Raw genomic sequence first — 19,946 nt, 5'->3', positions numbered from 1 at the left:
TGCTCATCGTCCCAAGGAAGGAAACCATGAAGTCTGTCGCCCTGCCCCTCATTGCCCTGATCGCCTTCGCCGGCTACACCGTTTCCGTGATGCTGCAGGCCGAACAGTCGTTGCTCGACTTCGGTATCAGCCTGATGTCGCGGCCCGATACCGCGCAGGTGGTCATTGATTTGTACCTGTTGGCAACGCTTGCCGGTATCTGGATGTACCGGGATGCGCGCAAGCGCGGGCAGTCGGGGTTGTCGGTGGTTCCTTATTTGTTGGTGACAGCGATTTTCGTGTCTGTCGGGCCGTTGTTGTATCTGGTGGTGCGGGGGCTTCAGGAACGGAAAAACTCCGTCAGCGCGGCTCAAGAGGTCTGATCCTGGATTTGTGGGAAGACGCAGGACCTGTAGGAGCGAGGCTTGCCCGCGAAGAACGATGACGCTTAGTACCTGAAAAACCGCGGTGCATTCTTCGCGGGCAAGCCTCGCTCCTACAGGTTTTTTTGTTGTTCAAACATTACTTCAACCCAACCTTGTATAACGCGCCATCGTCCTCATCGGTCAGCACATACAGATAACCATCCGGCCCTTGCCGCACATCGCGAATCCGTTTGTTCAGCTCACCCAACAGCCGCTCTTCGTAAACAACCTTGTCGCCGTCGAACTGCAGGCGGATCAGCTCCTGGCCCACCAGCGCGCCGATAAACACGTTGTGCTGCCAGGCCTTGAAGCGATCGCCATCGTAGAACGCCATGCCGCTGAGGCCGGGGGATTTTTCCCAGACATGCTGTGGGCCCACGGTGCCTTCGACGATTTTGCCCTTGGCTTCCGGGATCGGCAGGCCGGAGTAGTTGATGCCGTGGGTTGCTATCGGCCAGCCGTAGTTTTTGCCACGCGCGATGATGTTGACTTCGTCACCGCCCTGGGGGCCGTGCTCGTTTTCCCAGAGTGTGCCGCTCCAGGGGTTGAGCGCCGCGCCTTGCGGGTTGCGATGACCGTAGGACCAGATTTCCGGGCGAACGCCTTTTTGCCCGACGAAGGGGTTGTCCTTCGGCACCTTGCCGTCCGGATAGATCCGCACGACCTTGCCTTGCAGCTTGTCGAGGTCCTGCGCCGTGGGTCGATCGTTGTTCTCGCCCAGAGTGATGAACAGATAACCGTCGCGGTCGAACACCAGACGCGAGCCGAAGTGATTGCCGACCGAAAGCTTGGGCTCCTGGCGGAAGATCACATTGAAATCCTTGAGGGCCGTCAGGTCTTCCGACAACCGTCCGCGACCGACCGCCGTACCCGCCTTGCCGCCCTCACCGCCGCCTTCGGCATAAGACAGATAAACCATGCGGTCTTGCTTGAAGTCGGGCGACAACACCACATCGAGCAACCCGCCCTGCCCCTTGGCCCAGACCTGAGGCACACCGCTGAGCGGACTCGAAAGTTTGCCATCGACACTGACCACCCGCAGGTTGCCCGGCCGTTCGGTCACCAGCATCCCTTGGCGACCGGGTAGAAACGCCAGTGCCCAGGGATGCTCCAGACCTTTAACGATCGGCGTGACCTCGAGGGTGCCATCCTCACTTTTCAGCTCTTGGGCGGGTGCGGCAAACACGGGCGCGGTGCTGATCATTACGCCGGCAAATAGCGTGGTCAGGAGGGTCTTACGCAACATGCACGATTCCTTTTGTCGTCAAAATGGCTGGCAAGACCTCTGTCCTGCCGTTCAACGGTTGCTGGTGTCTGCGTCCCGATGAGGTGGATTGGGTATGAATTTCGGTGGGCTGGCGGGAGCCTGGCGATCCTGCGGGTAACGGTTGCCGATACCGCCGTTCTCCAGGGTCGGTGGTTGCGGCACAGGCGCCGTACTCGGCCCGCGGATCACCGGGATGCCGGGGCGCGTGCCTTGCATGCTGTTGGGATTGGCCCGGCGGATCGGGTTGTTGTAAGGATCGTTATTGGTGCTGCCCGGCAGGTTCTGGGCCAGCAGCAAGGGCGAAGCTGGCGGCGCGGCGTCGGCCAGGGCCAGGCTGCTCAGCACGCCACTCAATGCCAGTGCGATGACGCCGAACACACATCGGTTCATGGAGACCTCTCTAAAAGCGCGTGCAACGCTTCATGGATGAATAGAGCCACGCTACGCCCAGGGTTTGGATTTGTTAACTAAAACCTCCTTCAGAAGATGTAACACCAGTTGACTGCACCGCCGATCGGCCCGCAAAACCGGGTCGCCGCCGACTGAAACTTTCCCCCAGGCAACAGGTCACCTGAACATCAATGGGCCGACGAGAACACGACGATGGCACGGGCAATCTGGAAAGGCGCAATCAGTTTCGGTCTGGTGCACATCCCCGTGGCGCTGATCTCGGCGACGTCTTCCCACGGGATCGATTTCAACTGGCTCGACAGTCGCAGCATGGAGCCGGTGGGCTATAAACGCGTCAATAAGGTCACCGGCAAGGAGGTCACCCAGGCGCACATCGTCAAAGGGGTCGAGTACGAAAAGGGTCGTTACGTGGTGCTCAGCGAAGAAGACATTCGCTCGGCCCATCCACTGTCGACCCAAACCATCGACATTTTTGCCTTTGTCGACAGCAAGCAAATCCCCCTGCAAAACATCGACACACCCTATTACTTGGCGCCGGACAAACGCGGTGGCAAGGTCTATGCGCTATTACGCGAAACCCTCAGCAAAACCGGCAAGGTCGCCCTCGCCCGCGTGGTGTTGCATACACGCCAGCACCTGGCGGCCCTCATGCCACTGGAGTCTGCCCTGGTTCTGGTGATGCTGCGCTGGCCGGCCGAAGTACACAGCCTGGATCAACTGGAGTTGGGCAGTGAAGTGACCAAGCCGGACCTGGCCAAGGGCGAACTGGAGATGGCGAAACGGCTGGTGGAGGACATGAGCGCCGACTGGACGCCCGAGGAGTACCGCGACAGCTTCGAAGACAAGATCATGGCGCTGGTTGAGCAGAAGGCGAATGAAGGCAAGATCGAAATCGTCGAAACCGCTACAGGTGAGGAGGAACGCAGGACCGCGGATGTGATCGATCTGACCGAACTGCTCAAGCGCAGTCTCGGTGCCAGGAGTGCCGGTAAAACGGCAGCAAAAGCCAAAACGAGCACAGATAAAAAAGCCACGAAGCATTCTCGTGGCTGATTGGTTATTGGAGTGCCCATAGGTTATGCGGTGAAAATACTGGCCTGCTCGCAATGACTAAATGCGCCGCAAAGCAAAACTCAGATCAGCACAAAAATCGCCAGCAACCCGCCAAAAATCGCCCACTTCTCCAGGTAATAGCGAGCGCGGTTACGCTTTTTGAGCGCTTTGCCGCGCAAGCGAACCTTGTAGATTTTGGCAAACAAACGGTTGATAGCACCGGTCTTGTCACCTGCATCGTTCGGTGCCCCCGCCGCCGCCATCACTGTGCGGCTGAACCAGCGGTTGAACGCCGCCGCCCAGCGATACTTCATCGGCCGTTCGACGTCGCAGAACAGGATGATGCGGTTCTGCTGGGTGGTGTTTTCAGCGTAATGAATGAACGTCTCATCGAACATCACCGCTTCGCCGTCACGCCAATGGTAGCTCTCACCGTCGACGTTGATATAGCAACCGGCATCGTTCGGCGTTTCCAGCCCCAGGTGATAACGGTACGAGCCGGCATACGGATCGCGGTGGCGGACCAGTTTGGAACCCGGTGGCAGTTCGGCAAACATCGCTGCCTTGATCGAGCCAATGCTTTGCACCAGTTCAGTAGTACGCGGGCAGAGCTTTGCGGCCGACGGGTGACTGTCGCCATACCACTTGAGATAGAAACGCTTCCAGCCACTTTTGAAAAACGAGTTGAAACCGACGTCGTCGTACTGATTCGAGCGTTTGATCTCCCCGGCCTTGAGCAGGTTCTGGCCTTCGGCGCGAATCTCTTCCCAATGAGCCTGCAAAGGGCTCAAGTCAGGAAAGTCCGCCGGATTGAGATAAGGCCGATTGGGGATTTTCGAGAACATATAAAGGAAGCAATTGATCGGCGCCAGAAACGTCGAGTGGTCGCTTAGTTGGCGGCCTGGTTTGTGGCGCACTTTACCGCGCAAGTGGACATACGCGATGGAGATGACATAGATAGCGGCAATAATGAGTTTCACGGAAATCGTCACACGTCTGAAATGAACAAAGTGCGTCCCGATGGCGCGTTCTTGAGCCATGCCGACAATCGACATGGGGGCGAAAGATGTCATTTTAGCCATACTTTGTAACCAATAGTTAACCTTCAACTGTGAAAATGTGTCTACTCATGCCGCCAAAACGCCACGCGGCTTTAACGCCCTATTAGTTCAAAGGATCGTCTAAGCTCAGATGTAAGCATGAGGGCTCAGCCATGTGCGGACGACTTTCGCAGTACCGGGGCATTCACGACTTCGTCAAGGCGCTGAGCATGCCCAACGCTTTGGTCAACAATGCCGGTGATCAGCCATTCGAGCTCTACAACGTCGCGCCGACGACTCAGCTCGCCCTCTTCCACCAGGAAGGCGACGTACTGCACGCCGACAAGGTTCGCTGGGGCTGGCGGCCGCATTGGTCCGAAGAACACCCTATGCCGATCAATGCCAGGGTCGAGAAAGTCAGCCACGGTCCATTCTTCAAAGCGATATGGCCGCACCGGGCGATCGTTGCCATCGATAACTGGTTTGAATGGGTTTACGAGGGCGGCCCGAAGAAGCAGCCCTACCTCATCCGCCGCAAGGATCGCGCACCGATCCTGTGCGCGGCGATCGGTCAATACCCAAGGTACGAACATCAGCCGGACGAACATGACGGCTTCGTGATCATCACCGCCGACAGCAAGGGCGGCATGGTGGATGTTCATGATCGCCAGCCGGTGACGCTGAATGCCGAACTGGCCCGGGAATGGCTGGACCCGGCCACGCCGAAAGAGCGAGCCGAGCAGATAGTACTGTCGCAGGGCGAGCCGGCCGAGACATTCGAGTGGTTCAAGGTTGATCAAGCCGTGAGCAATGTGCACAACGATGACCCTGGACTGATCGACCCCATCTAAAGTTTTTGTCACCAGCAATTACATTGCGCGACACCATTCGTCGCATGGAAAGCGTGGCGCGGAATACGCGTCAATGTCTGGCTTAGGGTTTGCACATGCCGGCGATAGCGGCCCCAGAACGACGTAATTCTGACGCGGCGGCATTCACATTAACGTTTAAGGACTCCAGCGATACGCTTGGTCAGTCACCGGGAGATGTAACGTGTCAACTCTCAACGAAATCGCAGCGAACCACGCGAGAATGGCTAAGGCAAAGGCAGAAGAGTCGACCGGGCTGAGTGAGCGACACCCTCAAATAGTGGGCAGTTTCGAAATCACATGCATTGATGAGCAACAGCACATTCCACTGCACCTGATCACTGGCGTACAGGACAACCACCATCATTACAACGGGCAGATAGCAACAACGTTATAACCACTGTCTGGAGAGGTGATCTGCACAGTCCAGCCTTGCGTAAAAGTCATCTCGTGAAACTCGACGATGGCGCTGATTTCCGGGCAAAGCTTTTTGGCTTCCTCTGGAGAACGGTCTACCGAGATATTGACCGTACGATCCTCGGCCGAGAATTCGGAGGCCTGGGTCAAGGCGTCATTGCCATCAAGGATTTTGCAGAGTAATGAGGCGTTTTCGGCGGACTCATCCGTGGCGCTGGAGTAAGCGTATTGAGCCGTCACAATCATCAGGAAACAGAACATGCCTGCCGCGAATTTGTTTCTCACTTCCATGTTCCTTGGGTGGGGGATGGAATACTAATTCAAGAGTCGATCAATCGTTATCGGTTTTGAGGGCCGGTGTTTTTCTTTACCCGCTCACGGCTTGCAAAGGTTATGTGATTGGGGCTAGATCGTTCTCAAACGCCAGTTCACCCGGGATCTATTTATGCCGCTGAGTTTTCACAAGATGCACGCCAATGGTGATGACTTCGTCATTGTGGACTCGCGAAACTCGGCCAATCCAGTGACAAGTAGTTTGGCTCGGCGAATGGGTGATCGGAGCCGAGGGGTCGGATTCAATCAACTCGCAGCGGTGCTTGATTGCGATGATGCCGACGCGCGCTTGATGTTTTGGAATGCAGATGGCTCCACGCTGGATGTTTGTGGCAGCGCAACGCGGGGTGCCGCGGACATGCTGATGCGCGAATCAAATATGACGTCGATAGCGCTGCGAACCAACCGTGGTCTACTCACTTGCGAACGAACTTCAGCCGGCGCAATTTCGGTCAACATGGGCGAGCCGCTTTTCGGCTGGTCGGATATTCCCTTGGCTCAGGAACTGGATACTGCTTTTTTGCCACTGGCTGGTGGCCCGGCAGCTTGCAGCATGGGCAATCCTCACTGCACCTATTTTGTGGATGATCTGACAGCCATTGATATAGCGACAATCGGACCGACCATTGAAACCAACCCACTGTTTCCCCTCAGGACGAACGTGCATTTCGTCCAGATCATTAACCGACAACGCATTCGGTTGCGCATTTGGGAGCGCTGGGGGGGTATTCCGCTTGGTTCAGGCTCTTGCTCTTGTGGCGCCGCTGTCAGCGGAATTCGTCGAGGTTTATTAGACAATTCCGTTGAGGTTGAATGTGATGGCGGCACCGTAACGGTTCAATGGGATGGCGTGGGCCCGGTCTTTCTCATCGGGCCGGTAGAGACTATTTTTTCGGGAACAATCACGGATAACTTATTACAGGTTTTGTAGCCGTCAGGCTCGTTTATTCCCCTTTGCCCAGCCGACCACCATCAAGCCCAGGCCGGGAATCCACAGGCCAGGCGCGGTGATAGCAAGACCGCAGATAGCCATCGGCAGCCCAGTCAAAAACATCGGGTTTCTAAACGCCTTATCCATGGCACCTTCTCCTTTAAGAATTTCCCGCATTAAACCATCAAGCCTGCCGGTGAACGGCAAAAAAGTCATTGGCACCACTGCGACTCACAGGGCACACCATCGTTGTCACCGTCCATTTTCATTCCCGGACAATTTTGCAGAAAGTTTTTGGCCTCTGCACACGATGTCATCTGCGAGCAATATTTGCGTCCGTCACATTTGAATGGCGCCGAAACAGGCTTCGGCACAGTTGTGACTGTAGGGAGTACTTTCGGATGCGGTAGCTTGGCCTCAACCCAGGGTTGTAACTCAGGGGAGAGCTTCCAGGCTAACAAACCCATGATAAGCACGACCAAAATCAGTTTCATTTGATTCATCCATGACTAGAGGACGCTTATATTCTAGTCGCTGAGAACGAATCATTTGGTGAGGGCAACCAATGCCTCGATGCTCTGGAGAGGGACTACCGCCACACGCGGCATATGAGAGACGAATCTGAATAGGTGCCCACCCTGACCAAGTGCTGGCCATTCAGCAATCCTTCTGAAACACACTTGGCCGGGCAAGCGCTGCCGACTTTACCCAGAGCAGCGCCCGGTGTCCCGAACACAACGCTGAACAAAAATAACATTGGCGTGTAATCAAGGATTTCCACTGCGTTTCGCCACCCACCAGGATGAACAATCCCCTCGGGCAGACCCAAGCAGCGGGGCCAACCTGAAGAAGCTCGCGACACGTTATCGTGCGCCGTACAACTGCCGTCACACTTATGCGACAATATGCAGAATGTCTGGCATGAATCCCGCCTTTATTGCCCAACAGCTTGGACAAGCGTCCAGATGCTGCTCTCGACTTATGCGCGCCGGTTGAAGTCTAGCGGTGACTGGGGAGAGATGGAGAAACTCCAAAACGCCCCAGGTATGGCCCAAGCGCCAAAATGCGCAGCTCGCAACCCATTGATAGGTAAAGTAATTGATCTCCACAGCTAACATCACGATGCAGTTCGGCGCCAAGCCGCTATTCGAAAACGTTTCGGTCAAATTCGGCGCGGGCAACCGCTACGGCCTGATCGGCGCCAACGGTTGCGGCAAGTCGACCTTCATGAAAATCCTCGGTGGCGACCTCGAGCCGTCCGGCGGCCAGGTCATGCTTGAGCCGAACGTGCGTCTGGGTAAATTGCGTCAAGACCAGTTCGCCTACGAAGAATTCACCGTGATCGACACCGTGATCATGGGTCACGAAGAGCTGTGGAAGGTCAAGGCCGAGCGCGATCGCATCTATTCGCTGCCGGAAATGACCGAAGAAGACGGCATGGCCGTGGCCGAGCTGGAAACCGAATTCGCCGAAATGGACGGCTACACCGCCGAGTCCCGTGCCGGCGAGCTGTTGCTGGGCCTGGGTATCGGCATCGAGCAGCACTTCGGCCCGATGAGTGAAGTGTCGCCGGGCTGGAAACTGCGCGTGTTGCTGGCGCAGGCGCTGTTCTCCGATCCGGAAGTGCTGTTGCTCGACGAACCGACCAACCACCTGGACATCAACACCATCCGCTGGCTGGAAAACGTGCTGACCCAGCGCTCCAGCCTGATGATCATCATCTCCCACGACCGTCACTTCCTGAACAGCGTGTGCACCCACATGGCTGACCTGGATTACGGCGAGCTGCGCCTGTTCCCGGGCAACTACGACGAGTACATGACCGTGGCGACCCAGTCCCGCGAGCAACTGCTGTCGGACAACGCCAAGAAGAAAGCGCAGATCTCGGAACTGCAATCGTTCGTCAGCCGCTTCTCGGCCAACGCCTCGAAAGCCAAGCAGGCAACTTCCCGCGCCAAGCAGATCGACAAGATCCAGCTGGCCGAAGTCAAACCTTCGAGCCGTGTCAGCCCGTTCATTCGTTTCGAGCAGACCAAAAAGCTGCACCGTCAGGCGGTCATCGTCGAGCGCATGGCCAAAGGCTTCGACGGCAAGACCCTGTTCAAGGACTTCAGCTTCACCGTTGAAGCCGGCGAGCGCGTGGCAATCATCGGCCCGAACGGTATCGGTAAAACCACCCTGCTGCGCACCCTGGTCAACGAACTGACCCCGGACGCCGGCACCGTGAAATGGACCGACGCTGCCGAGCTGGGCTACTACGCCCAGGACCACGCGCACGACTTCGAAGACGACTGCAACCTGTTCGACTGGATGGGCCAATGGACCCAGGGCGGCGAGCAACTGGTTCGCGGCACCCTCGGCCGCATGCTGTTCTCCAACGACGAGATCCTCAAGTCGGTCAAGGTCATCTCCGGTGGTGAGCAAGGTCGCATGCTGTTCGGCAAGCTGATCCTGCAAAAGCCGAACGTGCTGGTAATGGACGAGCCGACCAACCACTTGGACATGGAATCCATCGAGGCGCTGAACCTGGCGCTGGAGAACTACCCGGGCACGCTGATTTTCGTCAGCCACGACCGTGAGTTCGTATCGTCCCTGGCCACCCGCATCATCGAGTTGAGCGCCGATGGCGTGATCGACTTCAGCGGTACCTATGACGACTACCTGCGTAGTCAGGGTGTGTTGATGTAAGGCGGCTTCTGGCTGCAAGTGGAAAGCCCTGTCCTGGTGACGGGGCTTTTTGCATTTCAGGGCCGAATATTCTTCGGTGCTGAGGGCCTCTTCGCGGGCAAGCCTCGCTCCTACAAGGTATCAATGTCGTTTCGTGATCATGCGAACGACACAAATCCTGTAGGAGCGAGGCTTGCCCGCGAAGAGGCCCTGAAGCGCAACGAATATAGTTAGCCTGCTTCCTTTTATTTCCCGCCCGCGCCATGATGCAGTTCTCCTACCGCCGCCCGCGAACGAGCTCTCATGTCTGTGCAGCAACTGCCACCGCAAAGCTCCATGGCGATCACCCTGCAGATCGTTTCTATCGTTTTCTATACCTTTATTGCCTTCCTCTGCATCGGCCTGCCGATTGCTGTGTTGCCGGGGTATGTCCATGAACAGTTGGGGTTCAGCGCCATCGTTGCGGGGCTGACCATTGGTTCGCAATACCTGGCCACCCTGCTCAGCCGCCCGATGGCTGGGCGCTTGTCGGACAGCGTCGGCACCAAACGGGCGATTGTTTACGGGTTGTCGGGGATTGTGTTGAGCGGCGTGCTGACGCTGCTGTCGACCCTGCTGCAAAGTTTGCCGTTGTTGAGCCTGATCATCCTGATCGCTGGCCGGTTGCTGCTGGGGATTGCTCAAGGGTTGATCGGAGTGGGCACCATCAGTTGGTGCATGGGCCAGGTCGGTGTCGAGCACACGGCGCGTTCGATTTCCTGGAACGGGATCGCCTCATACGGCGCCATTGCCATTGGCGCGCCGCTGGGGGTGCTGATGGTGGCTGATTTGGGCTTCGCCAGCCTCGGGATTGTGCTGTCGTTACTGGCCCTGTTGGCACTGCTGTTGATCCGTAACAAACCCTCGGTGCCAGTGATTCGCGGTGAGCGCCTGCCGTTCTGGGCGGTGTTCGGGCGCATTGCCCCCTTCGGCGCGAGCCTGAGCCTGGCGTCCATCGGGTACGGCACGCTCACCACTTTTATTACCCTGTATTACGCCAGCCTTGGCTGGACCGGCGCAGCGTATTGCCTGACGGTGTTCGGGGTATGTTTCATTCTGTCGCGGCTGTTGTTCATTTCCAGCATCAGCCGTTTCGGCGGCTTCACCTCCGCCATCGCCTGCATGAGCATTGAAACCGTAGGGCTGGTCCTGTTGTGGCTGGCGCCCTCGACCGTTTACGCCTTGATCGGCGCAGGCTTGACCGGGTTCGGTCTGTCGCTGGTCTATCCGGCGCTGGGGGTGGAAGCGATCAAGCAGGTGCCCAACTCCAGTCGCGGGGCGGGTTTGAGTGCTTATGCGGTGTTTTTCGATCTGGCACTGGCGATTGCCGGGCCGCTGATGGGTGCGGTGGCATTGAACCTGGGGTATTCGTGGATTTTCTTTAGTGCGGCGTTGTTGTCCGTGACTGGACTCGGTTTGACCCTGTTACTGAAACACCGCGCCATCGGCCAGGATTGATTTATTGATCCGCGGTTTGCATGCCGGCCCGGCTTGGTTTGCCCAGGGCATGGGAGAAGAAACGTCCGGCTTCGGAGATCAGGTTGCGGTGGATGTCCTTGCGGTCGACGCCGTCGGCATCGGTGCACAGCGCCGGCATGGTGGCGATCTGTTCTTCGTTGCACGGTGCCAGGAACACGAAGTGCCCTGCCCCGGCCAGCAATTTGAAATCCGGAGCGGTCGGCAGTTTGCGCGCCAGGGCTGCGGCGTTTTTGTCGAACGCCACCAGTTTGTCGCCATCGCCGCTGTATAGCAGCACCGGCACATGCACGTCGGCCAGGGTATGACGGCCGAACTTCAGACTCAGCGGCGCCATCAGCAACAAGGCATGTACTCGCGGGTCTGGCACTGGCTGCAAGTCATCGCGGTCGACGATCAGCTCGCCTTGAGTGTTGCAGGCGTCGTGGTCGTCCGGGCGCTCCTGACAATAACGGCGCAGACGGTCCAGGTCCGGAGTGGCGCCGGACAGGATTAACGCGGTCTCGCCACCCGCCGAATAGCCGATTACCCCGACCTGATCGGCATTGACGAAGGGCGCGAGCATCCGGTCGCCCAAGGTTGCGGTAATGGCTTCGGAAATCTGGATTGGCCTGCCGTACAGATTGCTCAAGGTGCCGAGGCGGCTGTGGTCTTTGTAGTTGTCGCCGGGATGGAACACCGCCACCACCACAAACCCCTTGCGGGCCAGCGAGGTGGCCAGATCGTGCAGGGCCAGCGGGGTTCCGGTATTGCCGTGAGACAGCATCAACATCGGGAAGCGTCCGATGGCGACTTTGGTGTCTTCACCGGCTTCAACCGTGTAGCCCTCGAGCTTGCTGGAGTGCTCCCTCTCACTGGACGGATAAAAGGCGATGGCGCGCATCGGCTGCAAGTCCAGCGGGTCGAGGAATGTCATCTCATGGAAACCGACGCTCCAGTGAGGAAACAGCACAGGCGCGGCGTGCACTGAATTCAGGCTGCCGAACAGGCAAATCAGTAGCGTTGCACAAAGACGCACCATGGAATGCCCCCACCTTGTTACCTGACCGCAGATATTAACCCTCGACTGCATAACCTGGGCCAGAAACTGATCACCGGCAGAAATAAAAAAACTCTGTACCTGGCCATCATGATGACCAGAATACAGAGTTTCAGGGGTATTGCGTGCGCTGTTTGACGTCTTTACGCAAGCCTTACGCGGCGGCGAACAATTGCTCGCTGATTTGCGCCTGAGCGTCGCTCATGGCTTTGGTGCGCACTTCATCACCGTAGGCCAGGCCATGGGCGCGGACGAACTCGATGTCGGTGATGCCGAGGAAACCGAACAGAACCTTCAAGTAGTCTTCGTGCGCAGTGCCGGTCGGTTGACCAACGTGCAAACCGCCAGACGTCGAAACGATTACCACTTTCTTGCCGCCGCACAGGCCTTCAGGGCCGGCTTCGGTGTAGCGGAAAGTCTGGCCGGCCACGGCGATGCGGTCGATCCAGGCCTTGAGTTGGGTCGGGACGGTGAAGTTGTACATCGGCGCTGCAATCACGACGGCATCGGCGGCGATGAATTCGGCCAGGGCCTGCGCGCTCAAATCGGCTTCATGCTGTTGCGCGGCGTTGCGCAGCTCAGCGGCGGTGCCAGCGGCGACCAGCGTGGCGGCGGAGAAGTGGCTGATGGCGTCGGCGGCCAGGTCGCGGTAAGTCACCACAACGCCAGGCTCGGCGGCTTGCCAGGCTTTGACGACTTCGCCACTCAACTGACGGGAAGCCGAGTTGTCACCCAGAATGCTCGAATCGATATGCAGTAATTTCATGTGGGATCTCCAAGGTGAGGATCGCCACCCGGCGATCTGATGGAGACAATCCTACCGACGAAACCAATAGCTGATTAGCCGGCAATAATGCGATAGTTCGTCCCACTGATAGAACAGTCGGATTTAAATCATGCAAGACCTCAACGACCTCTACTATTTCGCCAAGGTGGTCGACGCCGGCGGCTTCGCGGCGGCCGGGCGTTTGCTGGGGATTCCCAAGTCCCGGTTGTCGCGACGCATCGCCGAACTGGAAGAACGCCTGGGCGCGCGCCTGCTGCAACGCACCACCCGCCAACTCAACCTGACCGCCGTGGGCGAGCGCTACTTGCGACACTGTCAGGCAATGCTGCTGGAAGCCGAGATGGCCGATGAAGCGGTGGCCAGCATGTCCAGCGAACCCCGCGGCCGACTGCGGGTTTCCTGCCCGGTGGGGTTGGCCCACGACATGTTCCCGTCGGTGATCAGCAGGTTCCTGGAGAAATTCCCGCAGGTTCAGCTGGAGATGCTGCTGCTCAACCGCCGGGTTGATCTAGTGACCGAAGGCGTCGATGTCGCCTTGAGAGTGCGGGAACTGGGTGATGAAGACCCACTGCTGGTCACCCGCCGCTTACGTCAGGCGCAGACTGTCATGGTCGCCAGCCCGGCGTTTCTTCGCGAGCGGCAGATCAAGACCCCGGACGACTTGAAAAACGTGCCGATATTGGGCGCACTGGAAGCCGATCGGCTGGTGCATCTGCGGATGCTCGACCAGCACGGCAAGGCCTGTGAAATGACATTTGAAGCCCGATTGGGCATCGACGATTTTCTCGTGCGCAAGGCGTGTACCCTGTCCGGGCTGGGTTTCACCGTGTTACCGATGATGTATTGCGAGCAGGAACTGGAAAACGGCTCACTGGTGCAGTTGCTGCCTGACTGGTCATTGCCGGGCGGTTGGCTGCAAGCGGTCTACCCTCATCGACGCGGGGTGATGCCGGCGGTGCGCGCCTGGATCGACCATTTGATCGAATCATTCAATGCCTGTGGGGACCGACTGTTATGAAGGCAAGACCAATGAGCGAAGAGGATGTCGCGCAATTCTGCCTGGCGCTGCCCGGCGCGCGGGAGGATTACAAGTGGGGTGGCGTGCGGGTGTTTTCGATTGCCGGGAGCAAGATGTTCGCCTTGCAGAACCTGCGAGGCCAGTCCCTGGCCTTCAAGGTCGACAAGGACCTGTTCCTGGGCCATTGCGACCGACCGGGCATTCACCCGGCGCCGTATCTGGCCCGGGCGCAGTGGATCATCATGGAAACGCCCTACCCGCTGGGCACCGAAGAGCTGCAAGGCTTGCTGCAACGTTCCCACCAACTGGTGGTGAGCAAGTTGCCCAAGCGCACGCAGGTCGGCTTGCTGCTTTAAACGGCTTTAAAACAGCGCGAACAGATGAGCACCCAGAAACAGCTGGTCGATCCAGAACACCTGATGCATCAGCACGATGAGCCAGAACACCAGTTGAAACGAAACCTTGCGGGTCTTGTGCCGAAACACTTGCTGGGCCAGCAAGGCCCCCGGCCAACCGCCCGCCAGTTCCACCGCGTGCAACACGTTCTCCGGCGTGCGCCAGCTGTCGGCGCGGGCCTTGTGCTTATCGCTCCAATACAGCAAAAACGCCAGCACGCTGACGATGCCGTAGGCGGCCAGGGGAATCAGCGACACCCCTCGCAGCCACAGCGACACCGAGCCAAACAACGGCACTGCGCACAGCGCCGCGAACACCAGCAATTTCAACCGCAGGTTCTGAATCGCTCCCCCGGACTTGCGCCCGGGGTTGTTGCGTGCGGCGGAATCGCTCATGGCTTGGCCGCGGTCCAGTCGACCCAACCGAACTGCCAGGTCGCCAGAATCACCAGGCCGAACACAATGCGATACCAGGCGAACGCTGCGTAGCTGTGGCTGGCGATGAACTTGAGCAGGCCCCGGACGGCGATCATTGCGAAGATGAACGCGGTGACGAAGCCGATGGCGAACACCGGGAAATCAGCCGGTACAAACAGATGGCGGTATTTATAGCCCGAGTACACCGCCGCACCGACCATGGTTGGCATGGCGAGGAAGAACGAGAATTCGGTGGCCGTCTTGCGCGACAACCCGAACAGCAAACCGCCAATAATCGTCGAACCGGAACGCGAGGTCCCCGGGATCATCGCCAGGCACTGGGCGAAACCGACTTTCAGGGCTTCTTTCCAGGTGATGTCATCGACGCTTTCGGCATGCACGACATGCTGCCGACGTTCAGCCCACAACATGATGATCCCACCCACGACCAATGCGCTGGCCACAGTGATCGGGTTGAACAGGTATTTGTGGATCAGGTCGGCGAAAATCACCCCCAATACCACGGCCGGCATGAAGGCGATCAACAGGTTCGCGGTAAAGCGTCGAGCGCTGGGCTGCGTCGGCAAACCGATGATCACGTCGAGGATCTTGCGACGAAACTCCCAGACCACCGCCAGAATCGCGCCGAGCTGAATGATGATGTTGAAGGCCATCGCCCGCTCGCCGCCGAAGTTGAGCAGGTCCGCCACAATGATCTGGTGCCCGGTACTGGAAATGGGCAAGAACTCGGTCAGCCCTTCTATAACGCCTAAAATCAATGCCTGAAAGGCTGTCCAAAGATCCATCATTCCCCCAAGAAGCCATGCCCCCAGGCATGCCCCGTTAATAATTTGTAGAGCGTTATTCGCGATCAGCGTCCGCTGAAACCCCGCGCGCACAAGATCCACACAAAACCGTAAAAATTCCGTGAAAAATCGACTTGGACTCAGGTTTTTCCGCGCGGGGCCGAAATCCTATCAGACAAGTCTCATTTACGCTGCCGCGTAATAAGACCTGAGTCGGATAGGCCCCGATCGGCAAAGTGTGGTTCGATGCTGGCGATCGTTTATGACAAGAACAAGAAAACGGAGTAACAGCGTTATGAACAGCTTACGCAGTGTGTCGATCAGCCGACGCTTGTGGCTTATCTTGATCGTGGCCGTGGTGATGCTGTTGACGTTGGGCGCGTTGATGCTCAAGCAGATTCACGACGATCTCTATCAGGCCAAGGCCCAGAAGACCCAGCATGTGGTGCAGACCGCCAGTGGCATCCTGACCTACTACCACGGCCTGGAAACCGCCGGCACCCTCACCCGCGCCGCCGCGCAACAGCAGGCACTGACCGCCGTGCGTGGTTTGCGCTACGACCAGAATGACTATTTCTGGATCAACGACCTGACGCCGGTCATGGTCATGCACCCGACCAATCCAAAACTTGAAGGCCAGAACCTCTCGACGATCCGCGACCCGGACGGTTTTGCGCTGTTCAACGAAATGGTCGCCATTGCCAAGGCCAAGGGCGCCGGCATGGTCGACTATCGCTGGCCGAAACCGGGCGCCAGTGCGCCGGTGGAAAAAACCTCCTACGTCAAACTGTTCGAGCCCTGGGGTTGGGTGATCGGCTCGGGCGTGTACATCGATGACATGCAGGCCGAGTTTAATGCGCAGGTCTGGAAGGCGTCTTTCGTCGGCCTGGTGATTGCCCTGATCATGGCGCTGCTGGTGATCATGATTGCCCGTAGCATCGTGCGCCCGCTGCAGGAAACCGTGAACGCCATGGCCAACATCGCCAGTGGTGAGAGCGACCTGACCCGCAGCCTCGATACCCACGGCCAGGACGAAGTCACGCAACTGGCCCGGCACTTCAACGCCTTTACCGCCAAACTGCGCCTGGTGATCAGTCAGCTGCAAGTGTCCGCCGGTGCGCTGGGCCAGTCTTCCAGCGAACTGGGCAACGACGCCGCGCAAGCCCAGCAACGTAGCCAGCAGCAGTCCCAGCAAATGGAACTGGTGGCGACCGCGATCAACGAAGTGACCTACGGCGTGCAGGACGTGGCGAAAAACGCCGAGCACGCGGCCAGTGAAATGCGCGATGCCGAATCTCAGGCGCAGCAGGGGCAGATCAATATCGATGGCAGCCTGCAGCAGATCGACAAGCTGTCGTCGACCATCGATCAAGCCGTCGAAGTGATTCGTACGCTGGCCGACGAAAGCACGCAAATCGGCAGTGTCCTGGAAGTGATCCGTTCCATCGCCGAGCAAACCAACCTGCTGGCCCTCAACGCTGCCATCGAAGCCGCCCGGGCCGGTGAGCAAGGTCGAGGGTTTGCGGTGGTCGCCGATGAAGTGCGCCTGCTGGCCCAGCGCACCCAGAAGTCGACGGCAGAAATCCAGTCGATGATCGAACGCCTGCAAAGCCATTCCGAGGCGGCGGTCAAGGTCATTGGCGACAGCAGCCGTGCCTCGCAACTGACCATCGAGCAGGCCGGTCTGGCCGGTGCCAGCCTGAATGCCATCGGCCAGGCCTTGCGCAACCTCAACGGTTTGAACGCCTCGATTGCCAGCGCAACCTTGCAGCAGGCGCATGTGGTGGAAGACATCAATCAGAACGTCACCCAGGCCGCCGGGTTGTCCCACAGCACGGCATTGGCGGCCGAGCAGTCGAGCGTGGCCAGCGTTCACCTCAAGGAATTGAGCGAACAGTTGAACGGGTTGCTCAAGCAGTTTCGGGTCTGATCACTTGTAGCAGCTGCCGAGCCTGCGAGGCTGCGTTCGGCAGCTGCTACACCGGACCGCGCAAGCCGGTTCTACTTGGCAGCGCCTGCCGCTACAATCCTCCCCCCCTTTTCGTCTTCCCCAAGGAACCTCCATGTCCGGGCTTGAACTGTTTGCCGCCGCCCTCGGTGTGATTGCCGTCTGGCTGACGGTCAAACAGAACCCCTGGTGCTGGCCGATCGGTCTGGTCATGGTGCTGCTGTATAGCTGGATCTTTTTCGAGGTGAAGCTGTATTCAGACATGCTGCTGCAAGTGATCTACGCCGCGTTGCAGCTTTACGGCTGGTGGCAGTGGACCCGCGCGGGCGCGACGCATGACGGGCGGCACGTCAGCCAGCTCGATGGCCAATCCGTCGCGCTGGGCTTGACCGTCGGCGCGCTCGGCAGTCTGCTGCTGGGGGCCGCCATGGCTCACTGGACCGATGCCGCCCAACCCTGGCTCGATGCCGCGTTGACCGGTTTCAGCCTGGTCGCGCAGTTATGGATGGCGCAAAAACGCCTGCAATGCTGGCCGCTGTGGATCGCGCTGGATGTGATCTTCGTCGGCCTGTTCATCTACAAAGAGCTGTACCTGACCGCCGCCCTCTATGGGGTTTTCGCCCTGCTGGCGGTGCAAGGCTGGCGGACGTGGCGCGCCGACCCGGCGTTGCGCACATGAAAGTGCTGGTGCTCACGGGGCCCGAATCGAGTGGCAAGAGTTGGCTGGCCGCCGAACTGCAACGGCAATTCGGCGGTGTTCTGGTGGGCGAATACGTGCGCTGGTTCATTGAACAGGAGGCACGGGACACCTGCCTGGCGGATATCCCCGAGATCGCCCGCGGCCAGTTGCAATGGGAAGATGATGCCCGCGCCCTTGCGCCACAATTGCTGATTCTCGACACGCACTTGCTGAGCAACATGCTTTGGAGCCAAACCCTGTTCAGCGATTGCCCGGCCTGGCTCGAACAAGCGCTGCTGGCCCGGCATTACGACTTACACTTGCTGTTGTCGCCTGAACTTGTCGACTGGACCGACGATGGCCAGCGGTGTCAGCCGCAGCTGGATCAACGCCGGGCTTTTTTCAACGCGACTCAGGCGTGGCTGGAGCAGCATCGGCAACCTGTTCAAGTGATCCAGGGTGACTGGGCAGAACGCCGAGCCCAAGCGTTGCAGGCCGTCACTCTGCTGCTTGGGCGCTGACCTGTATCCGGCCTTAGCATTTGTTGCGGTAATTTTGCAAATGCGTCCGCTTCTGAAACACACCTTTGCTCTCGAACCACCCGTTTAAGCGTCGTTCATCATCCTGTCATGCCATGTGTTAATGCGCTGATACATCACAGCGCAAACCATGGATCCAGAGCTCTATCCCGCTTTTTCCCCGTTGCAGCTCCAGATTTTGTCTCAGGCCTGAAACAGCTCAACCATCGATCCGTCTTCCTTGCTCGATAACCCGTTGAATCAAAACAGTTATCAAAAACCGGCACGGCTTTCGCTATCACCTTCACAACGCTGATTAGGGCCAGCGCACAACAGAAGGAATCGCCGTCGTGGGGACTTTTCATAAAGGCTTTACACGCTTGTTGCTATTCGGATGTGCCGCCGTCTCGGTACTCAGTTTTGACGTTCAGGCTGAAGGCAATGGCGTCATCGTGCTCACTCGCGATGTGCAACCTCACACCATCGGCAGACCGCCATTCCAGAAAGACCCCTACCCGATCACTGTCAACGCCAACCCTTCGGATCGTGTCAACACGACACTCAGCAACACCGAGTTGAGCGATGGTGAGTTCGCCAGCGTGGCCAGCGGTTCGTCCATCAGCAACAACATCAATCAGAACGGTGCCAGCGTACCCGGCAGCCTCAGTGTCATCACCAACCCCAACGGGATGCCTGGCATGAGCGCCGGTCACGGAGGCGGCAGCGGTGCCGCGATTTCGGGAACCATCAACCATGCCATGACTTCCGGCCTCGCTCCGTTGGGCAGACTGGCGGGAGGTCAATGATATGAGTCGCTCCCCGATCCTGCTCGCCCTGCTCGTCAGTGCCAGCGTCAGTGCAAGCGCCATGGCCGACTCCAGCGTTCCAGTGGTCAACACCGCCAGCATCCTGGATTCCGGCGCCCGGTACAAAGGCAACTTCAACGTCAATCAGGCATCCGGCGATCAACAGCAACAGACCAACACCCGCGCCATCGCCATCGGCACCGATGCCTCGGCGACCACCCGCGTCATCCAGAAACTCGACACGCCCGCCAACCCGTCGATGAACGCGACGGCCACCATTGGCGGCAACTCTTTCAGTCAAGGCAACGGTGCACTGGGTGTCAACCAGGGCGCCGGGGCCAACAACCAGATGGCCAACGCAATGCGCATCAGCATCAGTGCTGCGCCGCAAAGCGTCGACGATAGCGCCCTTTCTCAACAGAACGTGGCGTTGTTACCAAGCTCAGGGGCAACTGACGCTTCAAAAGGCAGTCGCCAGGTCGTGACAAGCGACCAGGCCTTCACCGGCAGCCGAGGAGTGATTCAGGTGAACCAGAGTGCCGGGGTGGGGAACCGAATGGCTAACACCCTGAGCATACGGGTCTCTGACTGACCCGAACGCAGTGCGATTAGAAAGTAACCAACAC

At 58.5% G+C, this 19,946-nt stretch carries 24 protein-coding genes and 1 pseudogene; 15 read left to right on the top strand and 10 right to left on the bottom strand.

What is annotated here, in order from left to right; translation table 11 throughout:
• The first annotated feature begins 26 nt into the window (after positions 1–26).
• A complete protein-coding gene (locus tag AC1RO5_RS08810) occupies positions 27–362 on the top strand; it encodes a DUF2834 domain-containing protein (RefSeq protein ID WP_493174558.1) in 336 nt (111 codons plus the stop codon).
• Between the two features lie 139 nt (positions 363–501).
• On the opposite strand, the gene AC1RO5_RS08805 is transcribed toward AC1RO5_RS08810, so the two are convergent.
• On the bottom strand, positions 502–1,650 hold the full coding sequence (locus tag AC1RO5_RS08805) for a PQQ-dependent sugar dehydrogenase (RefSeq protein ID WP_493174557.1): 1,149 nt from the start codon (positions 1,648–1,650) through the stop codon (positions 502–504).
• Between the two features lie 51 nt (positions 1,651–1,701).
• On the bottom strand, positions 1,702–2,061 hold the full coding sequence (locus tag AC1RO5_RS08800; protein ID WP_493174556.1) for a hypothetical protein: 360 nt from the start codon (positions 2,059–2,061) through the stop codon (positions 1,702–1,704).
• A gap of 213 nt (positions 2,062–2,274) precedes the next feature.
• Between AC1RO5_RS08800 and ku the strand changes: the two genes are divergently transcribed.
• Positions 2,275–3,135, top strand: a complete 861-nt coding sequence (ku, locus tag AC1RO5_RS08795) for a non-homologous end joining protein Ku (RefSeq protein WP_493174555.1) — start codon at positions 2,275–2,277, stop codon at positions 3,133–3,135.
• An 80-nt stretch (positions 3,136–3,215) separates the two neighbouring features.
• Here the strand turns inward: ku and lpxO are convergent, their stop codons facing one another.
• Entirely contained in the window at positions 3,216–4,115 is a 900-nt protein-coding gene (lpxO, locus tag AC1RO5_RS08790) for a lipid A hydroxylase LpxO (RefSeq protein ID WP_493174770.1), read from the bottom strand.
• Between the two features lie 233 nt (positions 4,116–4,348).
• On the opposite strand from lpxO, the gene AC1RO5_RS08785 reads away from it, so the two are divergent.
• Together AC1RO5_RS08785 and AC1RO5_RS08780 are read left to right on the top strand one after the other, a co-directional pair.
• A complete protein-coding gene (locus tag AC1RO5_RS08785; protein ID WP_493174554.1) occupies positions 4,349–5,026 on the top strand; it encodes an SOS response-associated peptidase family protein in 678 nt (225 codons plus the stop codon).
• Positions 5,027–5,228: 202 nt separating this feature from the next.
• On the top strand, positions 5,229–5,441 hold the full coding sequence (locus tag AC1RO5_RS08780; RefSeq protein WP_493174553.1) for a hypothetical protein: 213 nt from the start codon (positions 5,229–5,231) through the stop codon (positions 5,439–5,441).
• Here AC1RO5_RS08780 and AC1RO5_RS08775 read toward each other — a convergent pair.
• Complete coding sequence (locus AC1RO5_RS08775) at positions 5,411–5,752, bottom strand: hypothetical protein (RefSeq protein WP_493174552.1); 342 nt, start codon at positions 5,750–5,752, stop codon at positions 5,411–5,413. The genes AC1RO5_RS08780 and AC1RO5_RS08775 overlap by 31 nt on opposite strands.
• A 154-nt stretch (positions 5,753–5,906) precedes the next feature.
• On the opposite strand from AC1RO5_RS08775, the gene dapF reads away from it, so the two are divergent.
• Positions 5,907–6,725, top strand: coding sequence for a diaminopimelate epimerase (gene dapF / locus AC1RO5_RS08770; protein WP_493174551.1), 819 nt, complete (start codon positions 5,907–5,909; stop codon positions 6,723–6,725).
• A 3-nt stretch (positions 6,726–6,728) separates the two neighbouring features.
• On the opposite strand, the gene AC1RO5_RS08765 is transcribed toward dapF, so the two are convergent.
• On the bottom strand, positions 6,729–6,941 hold the full coding sequence (locus AC1RO5_RS08765; protein ID WP_493174550.1) for a hypothetical protein: 213 nt from the start codon (positions 6,939–6,941) through the stop codon (positions 6,729–6,731).
• The gene (locus AC1RO5_RS08760; RefSeq protein ID WP_493174548.1) at positions 6,938–7,219 is read right to left on the bottom strand and encodes an excalibur calcium-binding domain-containing protein; all 282 of its coding nucleotides are present in this window, start codon (positions 7,217–7,219) and stop codon (positions 6,938–6,940) included. The genes AC1RO5_RS08765 and AC1RO5_RS08760 overlap by 4 nt, the downstream gene beginning before the upstream one ends.
• Before the next feature lie 349 nt (positions 7,220–7,568).
• Between AC1RO5_RS08760 and AC1RO5_RS08755 the strand changes: the two are divergent.
• The 3 genes and pseudogenes from AC1RO5_RS08755 to AC1RO5_RS08745 form a co-directional block, all read left to right on the top strand.
• Positions 7,569–7,840: pseudogene (locus AC1RO5_RS08755) on the top strand (hypothetical protein); the annotation flags it as partial.
• Entirely contained in the window at positions 7,824–9,413 is a 1,590-nt protein-coding gene (locus AC1RO5_RS08750) for an ABC-F family ATPase (protein ID WP_026286413.1), read from the top strand. The pseudogene AC1RO5_RS08755 and the gene AC1RO5_RS08750, both read left to right, overlap by 17 nt.
• Positions 9,414–9,695: 282 nt before the next feature.
• Entirely contained in the window at positions 9,696–10,889 is a 1,194-nt protein-coding gene (locus AC1RO5_RS08745) for an MFS transporter (protein WP_493174546.1), read from the top strand.
• Position 10,890: 1 nt separating this feature from the next.
• Here AC1RO5_RS08745 and AC1RO5_RS08740 read toward each other — a convergent pair whose 3' ends face one another.
• Together AC1RO5_RS08740 and AC1RO5_RS08735 are read right to left on the bottom strand one after the other, a co-directional pair.
• Entirely contained in the window at positions 10,891–11,928 is a 1,038-nt protein-coding gene (locus AC1RO5_RS08740; RefSeq protein ID WP_493174544.1) for an alpha/beta hydrolase family protein, read from the bottom strand.
• Between the two features lie 172 nt (positions 11,929–12,100).
• The gene (locus tag AC1RO5_RS08735; protein ID WP_493174542.1) at positions 12,101–12,712 is read right to left on the bottom strand and encodes an FMN-dependent NADH-azoreductase; all 612 of its coding nucleotides are present in this window, start codon (positions 12,710–12,712) and stop codon (positions 12,101–12,103) included.
• Positions 12,713–12,842: 130 nt separating this feature from the next.
• On the opposite strand from AC1RO5_RS08735, the gene AC1RO5_RS08730 reads away from it, so the two are divergent.
• Together AC1RO5_RS08730 and AC1RO5_RS08725 are read left to right on the top strand one after the other, a co-directional pair.
• Entirely contained in the window at positions 12,843–13,751 is a 909-nt protein-coding gene (locus AC1RO5_RS08730) for a LysR substrate-binding domain-containing protein (RefSeq protein ID WP_493174540.1), read from the top strand.
• On the top strand, positions 13,748–14,107 hold the full coding sequence (locus AC1RO5_RS08725) for an MmcQ/YjbR family DNA-binding protein (protein WP_493174538.1): 360 nt from the start codon (positions 13,748–13,750) through the stop codon (positions 14,105–14,107). Before AC1RO5_RS08730 ends, AC1RO5_RS08725 begins: the two co-directional genes overlap by 4 nt.
• Positions 14,108–14,113: 6 nt before the next feature.
• On the opposite strand, the gene AC1RO5_RS08720 is transcribed toward AC1RO5_RS08725, so the two are convergent.
• Both AC1RO5_RS08720 and AC1RO5_RS08715 read right to left on the bottom strand, forming a co-directional pair.
• Entirely contained in the window at positions 14,114–14,542 is a 429-nt protein-coding gene (locus AC1RO5_RS08720) for a DUF1294 domain-containing protein (RefSeq protein ID WP_493174536.1), read from the bottom strand.
• The gene (locus AC1RO5_RS08715; RefSeq protein WP_477745757.1) at positions 14,539–15,369 is read right to left on the bottom strand and encodes an undecaprenyl-diphosphate phosphatase; all 831 of its coding nucleotides are present in this window, start codon (positions 15,367–15,369) and stop codon (positions 14,539–14,541) included. The genes AC1RO5_RS08720 and AC1RO5_RS08715 overlap by 4 nt, the downstream gene beginning before the upstream one ends.
• Positions 15,370–15,664: 295 nt before the next feature.
• Here AC1RO5_RS08715 and AC1RO5_RS08710 point away from each other — a divergent pair, with 295 nt between their 5' ends.
• From AC1RO5_RS08710 to fapB, 5 genes are all read left to right on the top strand, one after another.
• Positions 15,665–17,299, top strand: coding sequence for a methyl-accepting chemotaxis protein (locus AC1RO5_RS08710; RefSeq protein WP_493174534.1), 1,635 nt, complete (start codon positions 15,665–15,667; stop codon positions 17,297–17,299).
• 133 nt (positions 17,300–17,432) lie between these two features.
• Positions 17,433–17,996, top strand: coding sequence for a nicotinamide riboside transporter PnuC (gene pnuC, locus AC1RO5_RS08705; RefSeq protein ID WP_493174532.1), 564 nt, complete (start codon positions 17,433–17,435; stop codon positions 17,994–17,996).
• Complete coding sequence (locus tag AC1RO5_RS08700) at positions 17,993–18,517, top strand: AAA family ATPase (protein WP_493174769.1); 525 nt, start codon at positions 17,993–17,995, stop codon at positions 18,515–18,517. The genes pnuC and AC1RO5_RS08700 overlap by 4 nt, the downstream gene beginning before the upstream one ends.
• Before the next feature lie 347 nt (positions 18,518–18,864).
• A complete protein-coding gene (gene fapA, locus AC1RO5_RS08695; protein ID WP_493174530.1) occupies positions 18,865–19,320 on the top strand; it encodes a functional amyloid chaperone FapA in 456 nt (151 codons plus the stop codon).
• Between the two features lies 1 nt (position 19,321).
• Positions 19,322–19,912, top strand: coding sequence for a fibril amyloid subunit FapB (gene fapB, locus AC1RO5_RS08690; RefSeq protein ID WP_493174528.1), 591 nt, complete (start codon positions 19,322–19,324; stop codon positions 19,910–19,912).
• Positions 19,913–19,946 lie beyond the last annotated feature (34 nt).

The organism is Pseudomonas sp. GW822-FHT02G04 (genome assembly GCF_058802085.1).
This window is presented reverse-complemented; position numbering and strand designations above follow the sequence as displayed.